This window comes from Streptomyces sp. NK15101 (assembly GCF_020400725.1).
In the GTDB taxonomy this organism is placed as follows: domain Bacteria; phylum Actinomycetota; class Actinomycetes; order Streptomycetales; family Streptomycetaceae; genus Streptomyces.
On the sequence record NZ_JAINVG010000059.1, the window covers coordinates 1 to 21951 of the forward strand.

General features: G+C 72.3%; 22 protein-coding genes and 1 riboswitch. Of the genes, 12 read left to right on the plus strand and 10 right to left on the minus strand.

The features are described 5' to 3' along the window. The coding region (locus K7G60_RS26635; RefSeq protein ID WP_225803531.1) for a heme-binding protein at window positions 1-165 on the plus strand (165 nt) is incomplete at its 5' end. 82 nt (window positions 166-247) lie between these two features. Next, window positions 248-1639 (plus strand): M1 family metallopeptidase, encoded by a 1392-nt coding sequence (locus K7G60_RS26640; RefSeq protein ID WP_225803489.1) that lies wholly within the window; start codon window positions 248-250, stop codon window positions 1637-1639. Here K7G60_RS26640 and K7G60_RS26645 read toward each other — a convergent pair. Both K7G60_RS26645 and K7G60_RS26650 read right to left on the minus strand, forming a co-directional pair. Continuing rightward, window positions 1636-2151 carry an N-acetyltransferase gene (locus K7G60_RS26645; RefSeq protein ID WP_225803490.1) on the minus strand — a complete coding sequence of 172 codons (516 nt, stop codon included), beginning with the start codon at window positions 2149-2151 and terminating at the stop codon, window positions 1636-1638. The two genes, K7G60_RS26640 and K7G60_RS26645, sit on opposite strands and share 4 nt — an antisense overlap. Window positions 2152-2211: 60 nt before the next feature. Next, a complete protein-coding gene (locus K7G60_RS26650; RefSeq protein WP_093874825.1) occupies window positions 2212-2787 on the minus strand; it encodes a TerD family protein in 576 nt (191 codons plus the stop codon). A gap of 142 nt (window positions 2788-2929) precedes the next feature. Here K7G60_RS26650 and arfB point away from each other — a divergent pair, with 142 nt between their 5' ends. Beyond that, window positions 2930-3367 (plus strand): alternative ribosome rescue aminoacyl-tRNA hydrolase ArfB, encoded by a 438-nt coding sequence (arfB, locus tag K7G60_RS26655; RefSeq protein ID WP_225803491.1) that lies wholly within the window; start codon window positions 2930-2932, stop codon window positions 3365-3367. Window positions 3368-3457: 90 nt separating this feature from the next. On the opposite strand, the gene K7G60_RS26660 is transcribed toward arfB, so the two are convergent. Continuing rightward, complete coding sequence (locus tag K7G60_RS26660; protein ID WP_225803492.1) at window positions 3458-4021, minus strand: flavin reductase family protein; 564 nt, start codon at window positions 4019-4021, stop codon at window positions 3458-3460. A 260-nt stretch (window positions 4022-4281) separates the two neighbouring features. On the opposite strand from K7G60_RS26660, the gene cdgB reads away from it, so the two are divergent. After that, window positions 4282-6048 (plus strand): diguanylate cyclase CdgB, encoded by a 1767-nt coding sequence (gene cdgB / locus K7G60_RS26665; RefSeq protein WP_225803493.1) that lies wholly within the window; start codon window positions 4282-4284, stop codon window positions 6046-6048. A 73-nt stretch (window positions 6049-6121) separates the two neighbouring features. Next, a complete protein-coding gene (locus K7G60_RS26670) occupies window positions 6122-7087 on the plus strand; it encodes a CBM35 domain-containing protein (protein ID WP_225803494.1) in 966 nt (321 codons plus the stop codon). An 11-nt stretch (window positions 7088-7098) separates the two neighbouring features. Here the strand turns inward: K7G60_RS26670 and K7G60_RS26675 are convergent, their stop codons facing one another. From K7G60_RS26675 to K7G60_RS26685, 3 genes are all read right to left on the minus strand, one after another. Further along, window positions 7099-8019, minus strand: a complete 921-nt coding sequence (locus tag K7G60_RS26675; RefSeq protein ID WP_225803495.1) for a 1-phosphofructokinase family hexose kinase — start codon at window positions 8017-8019, stop codon at window positions 7099-7101. 127 nt (window positions 8020-8146) lie between these two features. Beyond that, window positions 8147-9301, minus strand: coding sequence for an N-acetylglucosamine-6-phosphate deacetylase (nagA, locus tag K7G60_RS26680; RefSeq protein WP_225803496.1), 1155 nt, complete (start codon window positions 9299-9301; stop codon window positions 8147-8149). Next, on the minus strand, window positions 9301-10239 hold the full coding sequence (locus K7G60_RS26685) for an ROK family protein (RefSeq protein ID WP_225803497.1): 939 nt from the start codon (window positions 10237-10239) through the stop codon (window positions 9301-9303). The genes nagA and K7G60_RS26685 overlap by 1 nt, the downstream gene beginning before the upstream one ends. Window positions 10240-10448: 209 nt before the next feature. Here K7G60_RS26685 and K7G60_RS26690 point away from each other — a divergent pair, with 209 nt between their 5' ends. From K7G60_RS26690 to otsB, 3 genes are all read left to right on the plus strand, one after another. After that, window positions 10449-11732, plus strand: a complete 1284-nt coding sequence (locus K7G60_RS26690) for an extracellular solute-binding protein (RefSeq protein WP_225803532.1) — start codon at window positions 10449-10451, stop codon at window positions 11730-11732. Window positions 11733-11745: 13 nt separating this feature from the next. After that, on the plus strand, window positions 11746-12003 hold the full coding sequence (locus K7G60_RS26695) for a DUF3263 domain-containing protein (protein ID WP_225803498.1): 258 nt from the start codon (window positions 11746-11748) through the stop codon (window positions 12001-12003). Between the two features lie 61 nt (window positions 12004-12064). Next, window positions 12065-12907: a trehalose-phosphatase gene (otsB, locus tag K7G60_RS26700; protein ID WP_225803499.1), complete on the plus strand. Its 843-nt coding sequence runs from the start codon at window positions 12065-12067 to the stop codon at window positions 12905-12907. Between the two features lie 60 nt (window positions 12908-12967). Here the strand turns inward: otsB and K7G60_RS26705 are convergent, their stop codons facing one another. Further along, window positions 12968-15274, minus strand: a complete 2307-nt coding sequence (locus tag K7G60_RS26705) for an immune inhibitor A domain-containing protein (RefSeq protein ID WP_225803500.1) — start codon at window positions 15272-15274, stop codon at window positions 12968-12970. Window positions 15275-15405: 131 nt separating this feature from the next. After that, a complete protein-coding gene (locus K7G60_RS26710; protein WP_225803501.1) occupies window positions 15406-16287 on the minus strand; it encodes an NAD(P)-dependent oxidoreductase in 882 nt (293 codons plus the stop codon). Window positions 16288-16384: 97 nt separating this feature from the next. On the opposite strand from K7G60_RS26710, the gene K7G60_RS26715 reads away from it, so the two are divergent. Continuing rightward, the gene (locus K7G60_RS26715; RefSeq protein ID WP_225803502.1) at window positions 16385-16798 is read left to right on the plus strand and encodes a helix-turn-helix domain-containing protein; all 414 of its coding nucleotides are present in this window, start codon (window positions 16385-16387) and stop codon (window positions 16796-16798) included. On the opposite strand, the gene K7G60_RS26720 is transcribed toward K7G60_RS26715, so the two are convergent. Both K7G60_RS26720 and K7G60_RS26725 read right to left on the minus strand, forming a co-directional pair. Further along, a complete protein-coding gene (locus K7G60_RS26720; RefSeq protein WP_225803503.1) occupies window positions 16788-18140 on the minus strand; it encodes a trehalose-6-phosphate synthase in 1353 nt (450 codons plus the stop codon). The two genes, K7G60_RS26715 and K7G60_RS26720, sit on opposite strands and share 11 nt — an antisense overlap. A gap of 102 nt (window positions 18141-18242) precedes the next feature. Continuing rightward, window positions 18243-19184 (minus strand): glucosyl-3-phosphoglycerate synthase, encoded by a 942-nt coding sequence (locus K7G60_RS26725; RefSeq protein ID WP_225803504.1) that lies wholly within the window; start codon window positions 19182-19184, stop codon window positions 18243-18245. A gap of 149 nt (window positions 19185-19333) precedes the next feature. Further along, a riboswitch (SAM riboswitch) is annotated at window positions 19334-19482 on the plus strand. On the opposite strand from K7G60_RS26725, the gene thrC reads away from it, so the two are divergent. From thrC to K7G60_RS26740, 3 genes are all read left to right on the plus strand, one after another. Then, window positions 19476-20783 carry a threonine synthase gene (gene thrC / locus K7G60_RS26730; RefSeq protein ID WP_225803533.1) on the plus strand — a complete coding sequence of 436 codons (1308 nt, stop codon included), beginning with the start codon at window positions 19476-19478 and terminating at the stop codon, window positions 20781-20783. It overlaps the preceding riboswitch by 7 nt. Window positions 20784-20797: 14 nt before the next feature. Beyond that, window positions 20798-21076 carry a MoaD/ThiS family protein gene (locus K7G60_RS26735; RefSeq protein WP_225803505.1) on the plus strand — a complete coding sequence of 93 codons (279 nt, stop codon included), beginning with the start codon at window positions 20798-20800 and terminating at the stop codon, window positions 21074-21076. 408 nt (window positions 21077-21484) lie between these two features. After that, a complete protein-coding gene (locus K7G60_RS26740) occupies window positions 21485-21688 on the plus strand; it encodes a cold-shock protein (protein ID WP_015035246.1) in 204 nt (67 codons plus the stop codon). Window positions 21689-21951 lie beyond the last annotated feature (263 nt).

Below are 21951 nucleotides of genomic sequence, written 5' to 3' on the forward strand. Positions count from 1 at the left end.
AACGCGCCGACCCTGAAGGACATCCCCGGCACCCTCTTCCTCGCCGGCGGCGCCCCGGTGACCGCCAAGGGCGCCCCGATCGCGGGCATCGGCGTCGCCGGCGCCCCCTCGGGCGACCTCGACGAGAAGTTCGCCCAGGCCGGCGTCGCCGCCCTCGCGAACTGACGTCCCCCAGCTGGTGGTGGCGCCCGGATCCCCCGCCGGGCGCCACCGCCTTTTTTCGTTTTTGACCTTTTAAGATCGGTACGTGTCACAGCGCAGCCGGACCGGAGCCCTCGCCCTCGCCGCCCTCGTACTGCTGACGGGCGGCTGCACCGCGGTCGCCGACGGCGTCAGGGGCACCCCCGGGGCCGCCGGGCTGCGCGACCCGTACTTCCCGAAGCTCGGCAACGGCGGCTACGACGTCGGGCACTACGGCCTCACCCTCGCCTACGACCCGGCCTCCGGCCGCCTCGACGGCACCGCCGAGATCACCGCCCGCGCCACCCAGGACCTCAGCGCCTTCAACCTCGACCTCGCCGGCCTCACCGTGCGCGGCGCGACCGTCGACGGCGCCCCCGCCGCGTACAACCGGGCCGGGAACGAGCTGACCCTCCGCCCCCGCGAGGAGCTCTCCGAAGGGACGGAGTTCCGGGCCACCGTCCGCTACTCGGGCGTGCCCCGGGCGATCACGGACGCCGACGGCTCCAAGGAGGGCTGGCTGCGCAAGGCGGGCGGGGCGGTCGCCCTCGGGGAACCCACCGGCTCCATGACCTGGTTCCCCGGCAACCACCACCCCTCCGACAAGGCCTCCTACGACCTCACGCTCACCGTCCCCGCCGGGGTCGACGGCTTCTCCAACGGCGTCAGGACCGCGCGGCGGACCGGGCCGGACGGGCGCGTCACCACCGTGTGGAGCACGCCCGAGCCGATGGCGAGCTACCTCGCGATGGTCGCGATCGGCCGGTACGAGACGGGGACGGCGACCGCGCTCGGCACCGTGCCCGTCCTGACCGCCGCCGAGCCGCCCGTCGCGGCGGGCAGCGCCGCGCTGCGGGGCGAGATCCCCAAGATCCTCGCCCGCCAGGTGAAACGCTTCGGCCCGTACCCCTTCTCCGCCGCCGGGGCCGTCGTCACCCAGAACGGGAACCTCGACTACGCCCTGGAGACCCAGACCCGGCCCGTCTTCCCGGTCGCCTCCTTCGACCGGACGACCCTCGTCCACGAGCAGGCCCACCAGTGGTTCGGGAACTCGGTCACGCCCGAGAGCTGGCGGGACATCTGGCTGAACGAGGGCTTCGCGACCTACGCGGAGTGGCTGTACTCGGAGCAGTACGAGCACGTGCCCGCGCGGACCCGCTTCGAGCGGGCCTTCGCCCAGGACGTGAACTGGGCCTTCCCGCCGGCCGCCCCGCCCGCCGCCGAGAACCTCTTCGACCCGCCCGTGTACCAGCGGGGCGCGATGGTCCTGCACAAACTGCGCGAGACGGTCGGCGACCGCGTCTTCGACGAGATCCTGCGCGGCTGGGCCGCGAAGCACCGTCACGCCAACGTCACCACGGACGACTTCACGGCCTACGCGGAGAGCGTGGCGGGCCGCGACCTCGGCTCACTGTGGGACGTCTGGCTGTACGGCGACGGAAGACCGAAGCGGCCCTAGGCCAGGGCCTTCCGCATCACGACGCACGGGCGGCCGTGGGCGAGGTCGGGGCGGCGGGCCGTCTCCTCGTAGCCGAGGGAGGTCCAGAAGGCCAGCGCCTTCGGGTTGTTCTCCAGGACGGCGAGCCGCAGCCCGGTGCGGCCCTCGGCGCGGAAGCCGGTCTCGACGTACGCGGCGAGCCGGCGGCCGTACCCGGCGCGCTGCGCGTCGGCGTGGACCATCAGCAGGCCGAGCCACGGGTCGGTCTGGAGCGGGTCGGGATGGCGGCCGAGCGTGATGGCCACGGCGACGAGCCGCCCCTCGGCACGGGCGAGGAGCACCTCGGCCGTCGGCTGCGCGAGTTCGTCGGCGAGGGCGGCGGCGACCTGCTCGGGCCGGATGTCGCCGGGATCGGGGAAGTCGCCGCTGAGCTGCTGGAACTCCTGGTTCGACGCGTACAGCGCGGTGAGTTCGGTGAGCAGCGGCCCGGGGAGGGCGTGCGCTTCCGTGTGCGGGAGGGCTTCGACGATCACGCGGGAAAGGGTAGGGCCCCGGCGGGATTCCGCCGGGGCCCCACTGGTGCGTGGCGTCCGTCAGAGGTTGACGCCGAAGTCGCGGGCGATGCCCTCCAGGCCCGAGGCGTAGCCCTGGCCGACGGCGCGGAACTTCCACTCGGCGCCGTTGCGGTACAGCTCGCCGAAGATCATGGCCGTCTCGACGGCGGCGTCCTCGGAGAGGTCGTAGCGGGCGATCTCGGTGCCGCCGGCCTGGTTCACGATGCGGATGTACGCGTTGCGCACCTGGCCGAAGTTCTGCGAGCGGGACACCGCGTCGTAGATGGAGACCGGGAAGACGATCTTGTCGACGTTGGCCGGGAGGGCCGCGAGGTTGACGTTGATCTGCTCGTCGTCGCCGCCGCCCTCGCCGGTGCGGTTGTCACCGGTGTGCACGATGGTCTGGTCCGGCGTCGACTTGTTGTTGAAGAAGACGAAGTGGGCGTCCGAGGCGACCCGGCCGGCGGCGTCCACGCCGATCGCGGAGGCGTCCAGGTCGAAGTCGGTGCCGGTCGTGGTGCGGACGTCCCAGCCGAGGCCCACGGTGACGGCGGTGAGGCCCGGGGCCTCCTTGGTCAGGGAGACGTTGCCGCCCTTGGACAGGCTCACAGCCATGGAAAGTCCCTTTCATCGTTCTGTCGTCGCCTGGAGAAACGCGGTTCGGCCGCCGGCGGTTCCCGCCGTCTCCAACGCGCGCGTGCCGCGTGGGGCGGCGTGCGCGAAAACAGGATGACTCCTTCCCGCCCCTCCGGGGAACATGGAGGGCATGTCCGGTCCGTATCCCATCCGCGGCTCCGTCTCGCTGCCCGAGGCCGAGCTCCAGTGGCGTTTCTCGCGGTCGTCGGGGCCGGGCGGACAGCACGTGAACACCAGCGACTCGCAGGTGGAGCTGCGTTTCGACCTCGCGGCCACCGACGCGCTCCCCGAGGTGTGGAAGGCCCGCGCCCTGGAGCGGCTCGCCTCCCGCCTGGTCAACGGCGTCGTGACGGTCCGCGCCTCGGAGCACCGCTCCCAGTGGCGCAACCGCGAGACGGCGGCGGTCCGCCTCGCCGCGCTCCTCGCCGAGGCGACGGCCCCGCCGCCGAAGCCCCGCCGGCCGACGAAGATCCCGCGCGGGATCAACGAGCGGCGGCTGCGCGAGAAGAAGCAGCGCTCGGAGACCAAGCGCATCCGGCAGTCCCGCGACTGGGGCTGACGGGGGTCCGCGGCCGAGCCGCGACCCGGACCGGCGCGGAGCCCACGGCCCGGACCGGTGCTCGGCCGTGGAGCCTCCGGTCCCCGGGCCTCACCCGAGCCGGCGGTACTTCCCCTGGTAGTACGTCAGCGGCCCGCCGCCTCCCAGGGGCAGCCCGACCGACAGGACCCGGCCCACCACCAGCGTGTGGTCGCCGGCCAGGACACGGTTCTCCGTGCGGCACTCCAGGACCGCGAGCGCGCCGTCCAGGAGCGGGGCGCCGCTCTCCTCCCCGCGCGCGTACGGCAGGTCGGCGAAGAGGAGCCGGTCGCTGACCCGGTTCTTCATGGCGAAGCGCCCGGCGACGTGCCGCTGGTCCTCGGCGAGGATCGACACCGCCCAGACCGGGACGTCGGCGAGCAGGTCGTCCATGCGGGAGCCGTTGCGGAGGCTGACGAGGACCAGGGGCGGGTCGAGGGAGACCGAGATGAAGGCCGTGGCCGTCATGCCGACGTCCTCGCCGCGCGGGCCGTCGTCGGGGTCGTGCGCGGTCACCAGGACCACGCCCGCAGCGAGGCGGGCCATCGCCGCCCGGAACTCGTCGTTGCTCACTCCCTCAGCATGAGGGATGGCGAGATCGGACACGGGGGGCGAGGAGGGGATTCTCTGGAGCACACCCGCACGCTAGCCCCGCCCTCCGCGCCCCGCATCGGGCCGGGGGACCAGCCGGGCACGGCCGCGGGACCTAGGTCCTGGCATATGCCGCAGGGCGGCAGGACCCGCCACGAGCTGCTGTGACTTGAGTCACAGAGGGCAGTATTTGCTGACCCTGTGTACCGGGTGCGCAGCTCGCTGTGATTCAGTGGCGGTGACAGTGCAGTACGAAGCCGATGAGAACCCTGGAGTTGCTGTCGAGGTCTCGGGGAGAGCGAGCGATGGAGACCGAGTCGGAGCCTTATGTCCGTCTCTCGACCCTGCGGCAGCTGCATCAGGTCGTGGCGGACCTCAACACTGCCCGGAGCCTGGCGGACACCCTGCAGACCGTCGCCGACGGTGTCGTCGCCGGTCTCAACTACGAGCTGGCCTGCGTCAACCTCGTCCGTCCCGACGGTGACCTCGTCGTCGCCGCCTTCGCCGGAAGCTCCGCCGCGGAGGCCCTGATCACCGGTCGCGTCGGCTCCCGCTCCTCCTGGGACCGCCGCCTCTCCATGGGCGTCTCCTGGGGCGACCTGCGGTTCATCCCGCACACCGAGGGCTGGGTCCTCATGGAGGACGACGTCCCCCAGTGGCACACCGACGGCCCCGCGCCCCGCTTCGAGGACGAGTGGCACCCGCACGACCGCCTCTACGCCCCGATGTACGCCCCCACGCTCGGCTCCGCCCGCACGGGGGGAGCGCCGTCCGGCTCCGGCCGTGAGCTCCTCGGCGTCATATCCGTCGACCGCCCGCGCAACGGCCGGCACCCCGGCCCCTGGGGCCAGGAGGCGCTCCAGATGTACGCCTCGCAGTCGGCGATCGCCATCAGCAACGCCCGCCTCCGCTCCAACATGCAGCGCGCCCTGGTCCGCCTGGAGCGCGAGCAGCAGGCCCTGCGGGCCAGCGAGGAGTCCTTCCGGCAGGCCTTCGAGTACGCCCCCTCCGGCATGGCCATCGCCGAGATGGGCGGCGACCAGCACGGCCGGCTGCTGCGCACCAACGACGCCCTGTGCCGGCTCCTCGGCCGGCCCGCCTCCGTCATGCGCCGCTACTCCTTCGCGGACCTCGTCCACCCCGAGGACATCGGGACGCTGCTCCGCACCTCCGCCGAGGGCGGCCGGGCCGAGCTGCGGCTCGCACGGCGGGACGGCACCTACGTCTGGGTCTCCCTGCGGAACTCGGTGGTCGCCGACACCGCCGACGGCCCCCGCTTCCTCCTCACCCACGTCGAGGACATCGAGGAGCGCAAGCGGCACGAGCTCCAGCTCGCCCACCGCGCCTCGCACGACGCCCTCACCGGCCTCCCCAACAGCGCCGAGCTGCGCTCCCGGCTCTCCGCCCGGCTCTGCGAGCGCCCGTCGGCGCCGGGGGACGAGGCGGCGTACGGCGGCGGGTACGACTCGCGGCGGGACGGCGGCTACGGGACGGGCCACGGCAGCGGCGGCTACGAGCCCTCCTACGACCTCTCGTACGACGCGGGCCACGAGCCGCAGCCGTACGAGCACGAGCACGAGCACGGCTTCGGCTTCGAGCCGGCGGGCGGCTCCGGGGCGTACGACCACCACGTCCACATCGTCGCGCCCACGGGCGGCGAGACCGACGACGGGACCAAGGGGCTCGCGGTCCTCTTCTGCGACCTCGACGGCTTCAAGTCGATCAACGACCGCTTCGGGCACCACACCGGCGACGCCGTCCTCATCGAGGTCGCGCGCCGGCTCACCACCGGCGTGCGGGACGGCGACACCGTCGCCCGGCTCGGCGGTGACGAGTTCGTCGTCCTCGCCGACGGCCTCGGCGCCGCCGACGCCGCCGACCTGGCCGTGCGCCTGCGCAACGCGATCATCCCGCCGATCCGGGTGGACGGGCGGGCGGTCCGTGTCGGGGCGAGTTTCGGCATCGGCTGGGCCGAGTGCGGGATGACCGTGGAAGAGGTCCTGAACTCGGCCGACCAGCGGATGTACGTGGAGAAACGCTCCCGCGCCAAGGTCCACCGACGGGCGGGCTGAGCCGCGCGCTGGTCCGTTCGGGGTAGGCTCGCCAGGTCGGCGACGGCTGGCGAGCATGGAGAGGATGACCCGGATGGCTGCCGGTAACGACGGCGCGAACAAGCCCGAGGACGACGATCCGTTCGGCTACCTGTACGCGGACGGCCAGGCAGCGGGCGCCCAGCCTCCGCAGGGCGGCGGCTACGGCTACCCCGGCCCCGCCCCCGCCCAGCCGGGCGTGCCCCGGACCTCGTACAACCAGGTCAGGACGGTCGGTGAGCGCCAGTACGGCCACCACCAGCAGCAGGCGTACGTGCCGCCGCAGCAGCAGGCCCCGTACGGCCAGCCGCAGGCGCAGTACGCGGCGCCCGAGACGTACGGCGCCCAGCCGCAGACCCGCGCGATCCCGGCCCAGCGCGGCGGCGGCTCCGGCCGCGGCCCCAACACCAAGGGCCTCCTGATCGGTGCGGTCGCCGTCGTGGCGGTCGTGGTGGTCGGCATCGCGGCGGCCCTGATCACGAATTCGGGCAACGAGGAGAACAAGGACCCCCAGGCCGGCGGCAACACCCCGACGACCGCCCCGTCCCAGGTCTCCGAGACGCCGAGCAGCGAGCCGAGTGCCGAGAAGACCCCGGAGGAGCTGCCGAAGCAGGACGCGGCGACGCTGACGCTGGGCGGGTCGGCGACGACGGAGACCACGGTGAAGGGCGCGAAGGGCACGAACGGTGCCTACGTGGCCTTCAACGGGGTGGGCGGCTCCGCGAGCTGGTCGGTCGACGTGCCGGACACCGGCGAGTACACGCTCCGCATCACGTACAGCGTGCCCGGCAAGGACGCCAAGACGTCCCTGACGGTCAACGGCGAGTCGCCCCGCGAGATCAGGATGAGCAACTTCGCGAAGGCCGCCGAGGGCGACTGGGAGAAGGGCTGGACGTACACGTACTCGTACGTGAACCTCAACAAGGGCGCGAACGCGCTCAAGATCTCCTGCGAGGCGGGGGACCAGTGCGAGGCGATCCTCGACCAGGTCTACCTGGAGGCCGGGCACACCGGTAACTGACGCCGGGGGCCCTACGGGGTCTCCTCGACCACCTTCACCCGCGTCAGCAGCTCCTCGTACGCCGTCGCGTCGAACTCGCCGGCCACCGGGGAGAGCACCGTCGCCGCCGAGAGGGCGACCGCACGGGTGAGGCGCTCGGGCCAGGGGGTCCCGTCGACCAGGCCCGAGAGGAGGCCGGCGACGGCGGAGTCGCCCGCGCCCGTGGGGTTGCCCTTCACGGCGGCGGGCGGGGTCGCGCGCCAGACGCCCTCGGGGGTGGCGGCGAGCATGCCCTCGGGGCCGTGCGAGGAGACCACCGCGCGGGCGCCCCGGCGGCGGGCGTCGCGGGTGGCCCGGTGCGGTTCGCGGGCGCCGGTGAGCTGGGCGAGTTCCTCGGCGTTGGGCTTGACCAGGTCGGGGCGGGCGGCGATGCCGCGCCGGAGGGGCTCGCCGCTGGTGTCCAGGAGGACGGGGACGCCGGCCGTCCTGGCGAGGCGGACGAGTTCCGCGTACGCGCCGACGTGGATGCCCGGCGGGAGGCTGCCGCAGAGGGCGACCGCGCGGGCTCCGTCGAGGAGCGCCGTGAAGCGGGTGCGGAAGGCGGTCCACTCGGCGGCGGTGACGGTCGGACCCGGTTCGTTGAGCTGGGTGGTGTCCCCGCTCGCGGTGTCGACGACCGCGACCGTGCGGCGGGTGGGGCCGGCGGTCTCGACGAGTTCGTCCCGTACGGGCGTCGGCGCGAGCTGGTCCCGCAGCGTCGCGCCGGTGGCGCCGCCCGCGAAGCCGGTGGCGACCGTCTCGTACCCGAGGGCGGCGAGGACGCGGGCGACGTTGAGTCCCTTGCCGCCGGGCCGCTCGATGACCTGGGTGACCCGGTGGGAGGCGTGCGGGGTGAGGGCGGGGACCCGGTAGGTGAGGTCCAGCGCCGTGTTGAGGGTGACCGTGAGGATCACGACCTGTCCGCCCCCCGTACTCGGTGTGAAGTCCTGCGGAACGTGCGTTCCGACGGGCACCGATCATGCCAAAGGAAAGGCGGTTGGCCCAGAGCCGCGGTCAACCGCCTTCACGAGTGACACCTGATCAGGCGGCCGTGTCCGCCGTCGGGTCGACGATCCACTCGCCCTTGCGCATGACGCCCCTGAGCTCGAACCCGGCGTCGAGGACGACGATGTCGGCGTCCTTGCCGGGCTCCAGGGAGCCGACGCGGTCGTAGACGCCGAGGAGCCGGGCGGGGTTGGCGGAGATGGCCTGGACGACCGATTCGACCGGCAGGGCGTCGACGGTCGCCGCGCGCTTGAAGGCGCGGTCCAGGGTCAGGGTGGAGCCGGCGATGGAGCCGCCCTCGACGAGGCGGGCGACGCTGTCCTTCACGTCGACCGCGAGCGGGCCGAGCATGTAGCGGCCGTCGCCGAAGCCGGCGGCGTCCATGGCGTCGGTGATGAAGGCGACGCGCTCGGGTCCCGCGTGGTGGAAGGCGAGCTCCAGGGCGGCGGGGTGGAGGTGGGTGCCGTCGTTGATGAGCTCGACGGTGATCCGCTCGTCCTCCAGGAGCGCGGCGATCGGGCCGGGGGCGCGGTGCCCGAGGGCGGGCATGGCGTTGTAGAGGTGGGTGGCGACGGTGGCGCCCGCGTCGATGGCCGCCCGCGTCTGCTCGTACGTGGCATCGGTGTGGCCGATGGCGGCGATGACGCCGTGCTCGGCGAGGAGGCGTACGGAGTCGAGGCCGCCGGGGAGCTCGGTGGCGAGGGTGACCATCCTGGCCTGGCCGCGGGCGGCGTCGACCAGCTTGCGGACCTCGGCCGGGTCGGGGTCGCGGAGCAGCGTCTCGTCGTGGGCGCCCTTGCGGCAGGGGGAGATGAAGGGGCCCTCGAAGTGGAGGCCGGCGAGGTCGCCCTGCTCGGCGAGTTCGGAGAGCAGTCCGGCGCGCCGGGCGAGGAAGTCCATGTCGCCGGTGACGAAGGAGGCGACGACGGTGGTGGTGCCGTGCAGGCGGTGGGTGTGGACGCCCTTGAGGACCTCGTCGACGGTGCCGGAGGTGAAGGAGGCGCCGCCGCCGCCGTGGTTGTGCATGTCGACGAAGCCGGGGACGAGCCAGTGGCCGGTCAGGTCGACGGTCGGGGCGCCCTCGGGCGCCGAGCCGGCGATCCGGCCGCCCGTGACGATCACGCGTCCGTTCTCGACCGTTCCGGTGGGCAGCACGACGTGTGCGCCGGCGAGAACCTTGTGATCGGCCATCAGGCGGAAACCTCCGAGTCGAGGGAGAGAAGGTCCCAGGCGAGGAGGCCCGCGCCCAGGCATCCGGCGGTGTCCCCGAGGGCCGCCGGGACGATGGCGGGCAGCTTCTGGAACGTGACGCGTTCCTCCACGGCGGCCCGGAGTGGTGTGAACAAGGTTTCCCCGGCCTCGGCGAGACCGCCACCGATGATGAGCGTGCGGGGGTCCAGCAGGGTGAGGGCGGTGACGAGCCCGTCGGCGAGGGCGTCGACGGCCTCCTGCCACACCCGTGCGGCGGTGGCGTCGCCGGACTCGACGGCCTTCGCGCAGTCGGCGGCGTCGGCCTCGGGATCGCCGCTGGCGGCGGCCCAGGCCTGGGAGACGGCGGAGGCGGAGGCGTACCGCTCCAGGCAGCCGCGCTGGCCGCAGCCGCAGTCGGTGCCGCCGGGGCGGACGACGATGTGGCCGATCTCGCCGGCGTAGCCGTGGGCGCCTGCCTCGATGCGGTCGCCGATGCCGATGGCTCCGGCGATGCCGGTGCCGAGGGGGACGAAGAGGAAGCGGTCGGCGCCGTTGCCCGCGCCGATGCGGCCTTCGGCGAGGCCGCCGGTGCGGACGTCGTGGCCGAGGGCGACGGGGACGCCGTCGAGCCGGCGGCTGAGGAGTTCGCGCATGGGAACGTCGCGCCAGCCGAGGTTGGCGGCGTAGACGGCGATGCCGTTCTCGGCGTCGACGATGCCGGGGACGGCGACTCCGGCGGCCGCGGCGGGCTGTCCGTACCGCTCCTGGCCGAGGGCGCGGAGCTCTTCGGCGAAGCCGAGGATGGTCTCGACCACGGCCTCGGGGCCGCGCTCGCGCCCGGTGGCGCGGCGGGCCTCGTGCAGCAGGGTGCCGTCCGCGCCGACGAGGGCGGCCTTCATGCCGGTGCCGCCCACATCCAGGGCGATGACGTGTCTCACGGGGGACAGTGTGTCGCTAGAGGACCCAAAAGGTCTAGTCCACTTTCGTGGATTGTTGCGCACGGATACAAATTCGAAGGCCGTCATGCGCTCATGCTTCCGCCGCAGTTGCGGAAGTGATACCCGAGTGGACTAGACCTCATGCCCGTACGCGGGAGAGACTTACGGCCCGAAGACGAGCAAACATGCAGCTCAACGACGAGCAAAAGGTGGATGAAGCCGTGGAGCGGCGACGATTCCTTGGACTGACCGCGGCCGCCGCCGCCCTCGGACTGACCGCGACGGTCGCCGGCTGCGGCGCCCTGGACGGCGACTCCGGCGACGTGACCCTGAGGCTGGTCGCCGCCGACTACGACCTGACCGGCGGCGACACGACCAGGAAGTACTGGGCCGACCTCGTCGCCGCCTTCGAGGCGAAGACCCCCGGCGTCAAGGTCGAGGTCCAGGTCGAGTCCTGGGACGACGTCGACCGCAAGGTCGCCGAGATGGTCGGGGCCGGCAAGGCCCCCGACATCGCGCAGATCGGCGCCTACGCCGACTACGCGGCCGCCGGACAGCTCTACGCCGCCGACGAACTCCTCTCCATACCCGTCCAGGCCAACTTCCTCGGCCCCCTCGTCTCGGCCGGCGAGTACAAGCGCACCCAGTACGGCATGCCGTTCGTCGCCTCCACCCGGCCGCTCTTCTACAACAAGGACCTCTTCCAGGAGGCCGGTGCCAAGGCCCCCGCCACCTGGGACGAACTCGTCGAGGCCGCCGAGAAGCTCAAGGCCGGGGGCGTCGCCACCCCCTTCGCGCTGCCCCTCGGCCCCGAGGAGGCCCAGGCCGAGGCCCTCATGTGGCTGCTCAGCGGGGGCGGCGGCTGGACCGACGCCTCCGACCGCTACGCCGTCGACTCCGACGCCAACGTGCGCACCTTCGAGTGGCTCCGCAAGAACCTCGTCGGCAAGGGCCTCACCGGCCCGGTCGCCCCCGGGAGGCTCAACCGCAAGGCCGCCTTCGCCGCCTTCGCGAACGGCGAGGTCGGCATGCTCAACGGCCATCCCTCGCTCCTCAAGGAGGCCGCGAAGAAGGGCGTCCGGGTCGGACAGGTCCCCCTCCCCGGCGTCGACGGCCCGCCCAAGACCTCCATGGGCGTCGCCGACTGGATCATGGGCTTCAGGCAGAACGGTCACCGCAAGGAGATCGGCGACTTCCTGAACTTCGTCTTCAGCGACGAGAACGTCCTGAAGTTCGCCGGGGACAACGACCTGCTGCCGGTCACCGTCACCGCCTCCACCCGCATGGAGACCGACCCCGCCCACGCCAACCTGCGCGTCTTCCTCAAGGTCCTCCCCGACGCCCAGCTCCCGCCGGTCGGCAAGACCTCCTGGGCCCGGGTCAGCGAGGACGTCAAGCAGAACATCGGCAGGGCCGTCGCCCCCGGCGGCCGCCCCGCCGAGGTCCTCGGCCGGATCGGCCGGGCGGCGACGGCGGCGGAGAGCGCCGAGTAATAAGTTGGGTCGTATGACCGAAGAGACGGTGGACGGCGGGAGCGGCCTCGGGGAGCGCGAGCAGGCCCTCCTCGCCGTCGAGCGCCGCTCCTGGCCCGGCCCCGGAGCCAAGGAGCGGGCCGTCCGCGAGCGGCTCGGGCTCTCCCCGACCCGCTACTACCAGCTGCTCAACGCCCTCCTGGACGACCCGCGCGCCCTGGCCCACGACCCGGTGACCGTGAACCGGCTGCGCCGGGTCCGGGAGGAGAAGCAGCGGCGGAGGGAAGGCTGAGCCTTCGCGGGTGACTCCGGCCACGCTGACGTGACCCCCGTACGTGGGTAGGGTCGGGAACATGGTCAGCAGCCTTCCGCACCCGGCCACGCCCACCGGACGAGACGGTCTGGCCGCGCTCCTCGCGCGCCCGGCGGACGCCGTCGTCGCCCTCGACTTCGACGGCACCCTCGCCGACATCGTCCCCGACCCCGAGCAGGCCCGCGCCCACCCCGGTGCCGTGGCCGCCCTCGCCGCCCTCGCCCCACGGGTCGCCTCCGTCGCCGTCGTGACCGGCCGGCCCGCCGGGGTCGCCGTCCGCTACGGCGGCTTCGCCGGCGTCCCCGGCCTGGAGCACCTCGTCGTCCTCGGCCACTACGGCGCCGAACGCTGGGACGCCGTCACCGGCACCGTCCGGGCCGCCGCCCCGCACCCCGGCGTGGCCGCCGTCCGCGCCGAACTCCCCGGCTTCCTGGACCGGGCCGGGGCCTGGCCGGGCGTCTGGATCGAGGAGAAGGGCCGCGCGGTCGCCGTCCACACCCGCCGAGCCCAGGACCCGGAGGGCGCCTTCGAGGCCCTCAAGGGCCCGCTGGGCGATCTGGCCGTCGCCCACGGCCTCGTCCTGGAGCCCGGCCGCATGGTCCTGGAGCTGCGGCCGCCGGGCATGGACAAGGGCGTGGCGCTCGCGAAGTACGTACGGGAGGTGGGCGCCGGGTCCGTGCTGTACGCGGGCGACGACCTCGGCGACCTGCCGGCCTTCGCGGCGGTCGAGAAGCTCCGCTCCGACGGGACGCCGGGCGTCCTGGTGTGCAGCGGCTCCACCGAGGTCCCGGAGCTGGCCGGCCGCGCGGACCTCGCCGTCCAGGGCCCGGCGGGCGTGGTCGCGTTCCTGACGGAACTGGCGGGGGCGCTGGGGGAGGGCTGAGGCCCGGAACGCGACGAGGGCGGTACGGAAACTCCGTACCGCCCTCTTCGGGGTGTGCGATCAGTGCGCGGCCGGGTTGGCGACGTTGATCGTCAGGTCGTCGCCGGCGTCACCGGTGATCGTGACGCGCACGCCGTGACCGGCGACCTTCACGCTGGCCTGCGGGGCCGTCGTGTCGTAGTACGCGTTCGGGTCGCTGTCGTCGAAGACCGGGATGCCCGGGACGGAGGGGGCGCAGGCCGCCAGCGTCTGGACGGTCTGGTTCGGGCCCTTGCCGGTCAGGACCTCCTTGTGGAGGCAGGTCGCGTCCGTGGCCTCCAGGCCGAAGGTCGCGTCGAAGGGCTGGCGCCGGTTGCTGGGCGCGGTCCCGTCGGCGTACCGGAAGGGGGTCGGACGGGCGTCGACGGCCATCGCCGAGCCGCCACCGGGGTGGTTGCTGACGTTGTTGTCGTCGTACGACCGGTCGACGTACCAGACCAGCATGCCGTTCTGGTACTTGAACCACTCGACCCAGTCCGGGGCGGTGACGCCCTTGCTGAACTGGTACGGGCCCTCGGCGAGGAGCGCGTCGGAGCCGACGTACTCGCGGTTCTCCACGAGGTAGTACCGCGGGGCGGTGGCCGTCTCGGTGCCGGTCGAGATCTTCCAGCGGCCCTGCGCGGTCCAGCCGCCGACGCCCTGCTCGACGTCGTCCGACGCCAGGGTGGTCCCGCCGGAGGTCAGCGAGATGTCGTCCAGGAACGCGCCGGCGAAGTGCACGCCGCCGTCGCTCTGGTAGCGGAAGCGGAAGAGGGACGGCTTGCCGGCGGCGTCGTACGAGTAGCGCAGCGTCGTCCACCTGCCGCCCGAGGAGCCGGAGACGGACGCGCCCGCGCGGGCCCAGGTCGCCCCGCCGTCGAGGGAGTACTCGGCGAAGAGGTAGTCGAAGTCGGCCTCGATCTCGTACCAGGCGCTCGCCTTGACCGTCACGCGCGGGGCGGCCGGCACGGAGCGGGTGAGGGACTGGTTGAGGCCGTCGGCGGAGCCGGTCCACCAGGCGTGCGCGCCCGAGACGGGCGTCGCGTAGGTGGTGCTGCTCGTCTTGTCCGGGAGCGCGATCCGGACGGCCTGCTCCTTGCCGGTGACCTGGAGCGCGGCCGGGTTCAGCGTGTACGAGCCGGTGGCGCCGAGCGGTGCGTCGGCGTAGTCCAGCCAGCCGAGGAAGAGCTTCTCCTCGGCGCCCATGAGGCCCGGGTGGGTGCCGATGCCCTCGTTGGCGGCGGCGCCGTGGCCCAGCCAGGAGCCGGAGCTCATCAGGGTCCAGAAGGCGGTGGAGTTCTCGCCGCCGTCGGTGTCGTAGTAGTCCGGCAGGCCGAGGTCGTGGCCGAACTCGTGGCAGAAGACGCCGAGACCGCCGTTCTCGCCCTCGGTGGTGTAGTCGCCGAGCCAGTACTTGGACTGGCCGATGCGGGCGCCGCCGGCCTTGTTCTGCGTACCGGCGACCTCCGGCCCGGTCAGGCCGTAGTCGTCGCCGTTGACGTACCAGCGGTGGGACCAGATGGCGTCCTCGCCCTGGGCGCCGCCGCCCGCGTCCTCGCCCATGCCGGCGTGCACGGCCTGGAAGTGGTCGATGTAGCCGTCGGCCTCGTCGAAGTTGCCGTCGTGGTCCCAGTCGTTGCGGTCCCAGACGTCGAACTGGGCGAGGTACGCGTCGATCTCGGCCGGGGTCTTGCCGGCGGCGATCTGCGCGTTCCACCAGGCGTCGCCGGTGTCCTGGATGAAGGCCCAGGAACCACCGGTGTCCTCGACGGAGTTGTCGCCGTAGGTGGAGGCGTTGCCGGGGACCTTGACCCAGTCCTCGACGGTGTTGGAGACCGAGTAGCGGCCGTTGGACAGCTTCTCGTAGAACGTCTTCATGGACTCGCCGGAGCCGTTGAAGTGGTTCTCGTAGTAGGCCTTCGAGAAGTCGGAGGTCCAGGCGTTGGAGTTGTCCGTGGTCCGGTCGGGCTGCGGTATCTGGTTGTGCAGCGGGCCGGGGACGGTGCCGAGCTTGCCGGAACCCTGGTCGCCGAACTCGGAGAGGATCGTGAAGATCTTCTCCTGGCGGGTGGCGGTGGTGGTCACGGTCTCGGTGAACTTGCCGGGCGCGACCTCGACGACGCCCTTGGCGTTCGCCTTGGCCTTGCCCTTGGCGATCAGGTCGATGGCCTGCTCGCGCAGCTGGGTGCGCTGCTTCGTGAGGGGCCCGGGACGGTTGTCGGGCCGGTGCGCGTTCGCACCCGCCGGTGCGGTGTCCCGGGCCTCCTGCGCGGCGGCGGGGGTGAGCCCCGCGGCGAGGAGTGCGGTGAGCGCCGACCCGAGGGTCATGCCCACGACAATCTTCTTCACGTGTCTTGCGATCCTTCCGCTTGCCTCTGGGGGGAAAACGGATCGCCTGGGGGAACGATCGCCGCGAGTCTGACACGGGAAGACCCCTCAGGAGGAGGGGTCGTCACCGATTACCGGCTACGGATTCCCGCTCACCGAAGCAACAGGTCCACCACGCCCGTCAGCTCCTCCTCACCGCTCCCCACGTCCAGCCGGCGGCGCATCAGCTCGAAGTAGGGACGGATCAGCTCCGGGCTGACGCCCTGCTCCTCGGCCGTGGCCAGGAACGTCGGCGTGCCCGCCACCTGCATGGCGAGGCCGGAGACCACGCCGGCGGTGTAGTCGCCGCTCTTGAGCTGGGCGGCGGTCCCGTGGACGCCCCGGGTCATGGCGGCGAGCCAGTCGGCGAGCAGCGGGGCGAAGGCGACGGGATCGACGTCCTCCCGCCGGATCAGCGCGAAGGCGTGCGCGGCACCGGCGAACATCCCGTACATGGCGCTGAGCAGGGCGACGTCGTGCAGGGCGGCGAATCCGGGGTCCTCGCCGACGTACTCGGTCCCGGCCGGGGCGGCGAGGGCGGGCCGGTGGAGCTCGAACAGCTCCCGCGAGCCGCTGTAGAACACGTAACCCCCGGCCTCGGGGACGCCGATCATCGGCGGGACGGCCATGATGCCGCCGTCCAGGTGACGGGCCCCCCGCTCCCCGGCCCACGCGGCACGGGCCCGGGCCCGTGCGGGGGTCGTGGTGGTGAGGTCGACGAGGTCCTTGCCCGCCAGGTCGACACCGTCCAGGGCGGCGCCGACGGAGTCGTCGTCGAGGAGGCAGACCACGACGAGGCCGCTCGCCGCGACGGCCGCGGCCGCGCTGTCGGCGACCTTCGCCCCCTCGGCGGCGAGCGCCTCGGCGCGGGCCGGGGTGCGGTTCCAGACGGTGAGCGGATGCCCGGCGGCGAGCCAGGCGCGGGCGAGGGCGGTGCCCATGGCACCGAGGCCGAGAAGGGAGACGGGGGACTTCGGCGTGCTGTTCTGCGTCATGCCCGAAAGGCTGCTGCAGGCCTCTGACCTGCTCAAGTACCCACTTTCAAGTGGGTGGTTACCCTGAGGTGAGCGAACAGGTCAGAAGGGTGGGCGAGTGGCGACACTGAACCGGCCGGGAGCCGGCACCGGCCACGTCTGCGGGATCGACACCGCGATGGAGGTGATCGGCGGCAAGTGGAAGGTGCTCATCCTCTGGGCCCTCCACGAACACCCCCACCGCCGCTTCGGCGAACTCCGCCGCCTGGTCCCGGGCGTCACGGAGAAGGTCCTCGCCTCCCACCTGCGCGAGCTGGAGGCGGACGGCATCGTCGACCGCGTCTCCTACGACGAGGTCCCGCCCCGCGTCGAGTACGCCCTCACCGAGTCCGGCATCCGCCTCAACGAGGCCCTGGAGCCGCTGGCGGCGTGGGGCAGGGAGCGGGCCGGGGGCGCCGCCGGGACCGGGGAGGCCGCCGGAGCCGGGGAGGCCGCCGGGACCGGGGGCGTCGTCGGGGCCGCTAGCCCCTGAGCGCCTCCAGCTGGTCCAGGAACCAGCGCTGCGGCGGCTGGGACGTGGCCGTGGCGGCCAGGCGCTTGGTGCGGTCCGCGCGCTCGGACGGGGGCATCGCGAGGGCCGCGTGCAGGGCCTCGGCCGTCTCCGAGACGTCGAAGGGGTTCACCGTGAGCGCGTCCTCGTGGAGTTCCTCGTGGGCGCCCGCCTCGCGGGACAGGACCAGGGCGCAGCCCGCCTCCGAGACGACCGGTATCTCCTTCGCGACCAGGTTCATGCCGTCGCGCACCGGGTTCACCAGAGCCACGTCCGCGAGGCGGTAGGCGGCCAGGGAGCGGGTGAAGTCGTCCTTCACGGAGACCAGGACCGGCTGCCAGTCCGCCGTGCCGAACTCGGCGTTGATCTCCTTCGCCAGCTCCTTCACCGCCGCCGTGTACGAGCGGTAGGAGGCGAGGTCCTGGCGGGAGGGGTAGGCCGAGGCCAGGTGGACCACCCGCTCGCGCCATTCCGGGTGGACGGTCAGGAGCTCCCGGTAGGCCTGCAGGCCGCGCAGGATGTTCTTCGACAGCTCCGTGCGGTCGACCCTGACGATGCTCTTGCGGTCGCCGATCTCCGCGCGGAGTCCCGCCAGGCGCTCGTCCACCTCCGGGCGGTGCGCGAGCGCCCGCAGCTCCTCGCCGTCGACACCCAGGGGGTGCGCCGCCACCCGGGTGCGTCCGAGGCCGCCCGCGCAGTCCTCGAACGCCGACGCCCAGGCCCGGGTGTGGAAGCCCAGCCGGTCCGCGCCGAGCATGCCCCCCAGGAGTTCCTCCCGGATGTCGTCCGGGAGCATCCGGAGGTACTGCGGGGACGCCCACGGGGTGTGCGTGAAGTGCCCGATGCGCAGGTCGGGGCGGAGCTCGCGGAGCTGCCCCGGGACGAGGGCCAGGTGGTAGTCCTGCACCAGGACCGCCGCGCCCTCCGCGGCCTCCGCGGCCAGCGCCTCGGCGAAGGCGCGGTTGTAGGCGCGGTACGACTCCCAGCGGCGGCGGAAGCCCGCGTCGAAGACCGGCTCGCGCGGGACGTCGTACAGGTGGTGGTGGAGGAACCACAGCACCGAGTTCGCGATGCCGTTGTACGCGTCGGCGTACACCTCCGGGTCGATGTCCAGCATCCGCACGCCCGGCTCGCCGACCCCGCGCCGGACCGCCTCCCGGTCGCCCTCGCCGAGGGCCGCGCACACCCAGAGGCTGTCCTGGGAGCCGATGGTGCTCAGGCCCGAGACCAGGCCGCCGCCGCCCCTCCGGGCGTCGAGCGAGCCGTCCGCGCCGAGGACGTACGAGACCGGGCCCCGGTTGGATGCGACGAGCACAGTAGCCATGTGGCGAACCTAGCCCGTCCGGTAAACGCTCAAACGTACGTATACGAGACAGGGCGATCCGGCCACGCACGGTCGCCGCGGCGCGGCCGCCCCGTCCCCGTGCTACGCCACCCGGCGCTGTGCGTACTCCGCGATCTCGGCCATCGGCGGCCGCTCCTCCGTGTCCACCGCGTACGTCGTCGGCTCGAAGCCCTTCTCGCCCCGGTCGAACTGCGTCAGCCTCGGCCGCACCAGATGGCCCCGCGAGAGCCGCAGCTGCGCCGTCCGGTAGATCGCCGCCGCCATCCGGCCCAGCGCCTGTCCGTCCTGGTGCCGGTGCTTGCGCACCCCCACGTCCACCTGCGCGAGCGCGTCCAGGCCCACGGTGTGCAGGGCGTCCACGAGCAGCCCCAGCTCCACTCCGTAACCGACCGGGAACGGCAGCCGTTCCAGGAGCGAGCGGCGCGCCGCGTACTCCCCGCCCAGTGGCTGCACGAAGCCGGCCAGCCGCGGCCAGTGGAGGTTGAGCAGCGGGCGGGCCACCAACTCCGTGACCCGGCCGCCCTGACCAGGGGTGTCGCCGAACGGGCGGTCGTACATCGCCTTGACGAAGTCCACGTCCGGGTCGGTGAGCAGCGGGCCCACGATCCCCGTCACGAAGTCCGCCGAGAAGTCCCGCAGGTCCGCGTCGACGAAGCACACGACGTCCCCGCTCGTCACCATCAGTGACCGCCACAGGACTTCGCCCTTGCCGGGCAGGGCCGGTATCCGGGGGAGTATCGCGTCCCGCGCGACCACCCGCGCCCCGGCCGCCGCCGCCACCTCCGCCGTGCGGTCCGTGGAGCCCGAGTCGATCACCACCAGCTCGTCGACGAGCGGCACCGACTCGGTCATCAGCTCGCGGCGGATCACGGCGACGATGTCCCCGACCGTCGCCTCCTCGTTCAGCGCCGGCAGGACGACGCTGACCTTCGTGTTCCGCTTGGCGGCGAGGATCCGCTCCAGCGGCCGGTCCGCCACGGACCAGGACCGCCGGTCCAGCCAGCGCTCCACCTCTTCCAGCACGTGATCTCCATCTCGCGGTTCGGACGGCCGGTCCAAGCGTCCGGGCCTTCGGTTACAGTCTTGAACAACGCGGATGCCCGATGCACGTCGGGGTGCCGACCGCGTCGGAGCGCAGGAACGAAAGTCCACCGCGCTTCACAATCGAATACCGCTCATCCAGAGGGGCAGAGGGAAACGGCCCGTTGAAGCCCCGGCAACCCTCCAGTCGGTTACCACTCGTCCTCCAGCGAGGTCCCCGGCTAGGGAAGGTGCCAAATCCGTCTCATGGCGAAAAATTCGTCAATGGGAAAGATGAGGAGAAAGGGCCTCGCCTCCATGGCTGTACAGACCGCTACCCCCGCCACCGTCGACCTCGGTCCCGCTTCCGGACTCTCCTGTCGCGAATGCGGTGAGCACTTCCCGCTCGGCCCGATCTTCGCCTGCGAGCTCTGTTTCGGACCGCTCGAAGTCGCGTACGACCTTCCCACCGGTGACCCCGAGGCGCTGCGCAAGCAGATCGAGGCCGGCCCCGCCAACATCTGGCGTTACGCCCCGCTGCTGCCCGTCCCGGCCGACGTCGCCGAGAAGCCGAACCTGAACCCCGGCTGGACCAAGCTCGTCCAGGCCGACAACCTCGCCCGCGAGATCGGCGTCGCCCCCGGCAAGCTCTTCGTCAAGGACGACTCCGGCAACCCGACCCACTCCTTCAAGGACCGGGTCGTCGCCCAGGCGCTCGAAGCCGCCCGCGCCTTCGGCTTCACCACCCTCTCCTGCTCCTCCACCGGCAACCTGGCCGGCGCCGTCGGCGCCGCCGCCGCCCGAGCCGGCTTCCGCTCCTGCGTGTTCATCCCGCACGACCTGGAGCAGGGCAAGGTCGTCATGGCCGGTGTCTACGGCGGTGACCTCGTCGCCATCGAGGGCAACTACGACGACGTCAACCGCTTCTGCTCGGAGCTCATCGGCGACCCGCTCGGCGAGGGCTGGGGCTTCGTGAACGTCAACCTCCGCCCGTACTACGGCGAGGGCTCCAAGACGCTCGCGTACGAGATCTGCGAGCAGCTCGGCTGGGTCCTCCCCGACCAGCTCGTCATCCCGATCGCCTCCGGCTCCCAGCTCACGAAGATCGACAAGGGCCTGCAGGAGCTCGTCAAGCTGGGCCTCGTCGAGGACAAGCCGTACAAGATCTTCGGCGCCCAGGCCGAGGGCTGCTCCCCGGTCTCCGCCGCCTTCAAGGCCGGCCACGACGTCGTCCGCCCGCAGAAGCCGAACACCATCGCCAAGTCGCTCGCCATCGGCAACCCGGCCGACGGCCCCTACGTCCTCGACATCGCCCGCCGGACCGGCGGCGCCGTGGAGGACGTGAACGACGAGCAGGTCGTGGACGCGATCAAGCTCCTCGCGCAGACCGAGGGCATCTTCGCGGAGACCGCGGGCGGCGTGACCGTCGGCGTCACCCGGAAGCTCGTCGAGGCGGGTCTGATCGACCCGAGCCTCACCACCGTCGTCCTCAACACCGGCGACGGACTCAAGACCCTGGACGCGGTGGCCGACACCTCTCAGGCGACCGCCACCATCCGCCCGAGCCTGGACGCGTTCCGCGACGCCGGCCTGGCGCTCTGAAAGGTTAAGAACACATGGCCGTGAACGTCCGCATCCCCACCATCCTCCGCACCTACACGGGCGGCCGGGCCGAGGTCCAGGCCGAGGGCGCGACCCTCGCCGAGGTCATCGCGGACCTGGAGAAGAACCACGCCGGCATCGCCGCCCGCGTCCTGGACGACCAGGGCAAGCTGCGCCGCTTCGTCAACGTCTACGTGAACGACGACGACGTGCGCTTCGAGCAGGGCCTGGAGACGGTCACCCCGGCCGGCGCGGGCGTCTCGATCATCCCGGCCGTCGCCGGCGGCTGCTGAGGCCCGACGGGCTCATCGAGTCTTACCGGTCAGTACGAATTGCCCCTTCCGCGCGATAAGCGGAAGGGGCAATTCTGCATGGTTGAGCGCGGTAGAGTTGGGGAAGTCCCCTCCGCTGCTCATGCCGAGCGCATATGAGAATGCGTCTCCGCACGACAAGAAGCAGCCAAAGTGCGTGCGCGTTGTGTACCTTCTGTGCGCTTTGCCGGGCCCGACTTGCCCCGTCATCTTGGGGATTCTCCCCAATTCCCCTTTCCGCCGCGCCCAGAATTATCGGTCGAATGACCTGTTGCAGAGGGCAGTTGGGCAGATACATTCAGCCGCGGTCGACGCGTTCCGGCGCAGAGGTCTGACCCGGGTCCGCGAAGTGCGGGTCCCGCGCAAGGGCCAGTAATAGGGGAGTTAGGCATGGCTCAGGGCACCGTCAAGTGGTTCAACGCGGAGAAGGGCTACGGCTTCATCGCGGTAGACGGTGGTGCGGATGTTTTCGTCCACTACAGCGCGATCCAGATGGATGGCTACCGCAGCCTCGAAGAAGGCCAGCGGGTCGAGTTCGAGATCTCGCAGGGCCAGAAGGGTCCGCAGGCGGACATGGTCAAGCTCGCCGTCTGAGCGCGGCGCGATCGGCCACCGACGCAACGCCGTCGAGGGGTCCGCATCCCTGAGGGGATGCGGACCCCTCGCGCGTTCCCGCCCCCGGCCCGCTCCGCCCCGGCCCGCTCCGCCCCCGGTCCCCTCCCGAAACCCGAGAGTCGCTTGCACTCTCATAGGGCGAGTGCTAATCATTGGCGTTAGCACTCGGAAGGTGAGAGTGCTACGAGGATCGGGCAGACGAGGTCGCCGGCCGGGTGGGGCAAGGAACCACACGGAGTCGC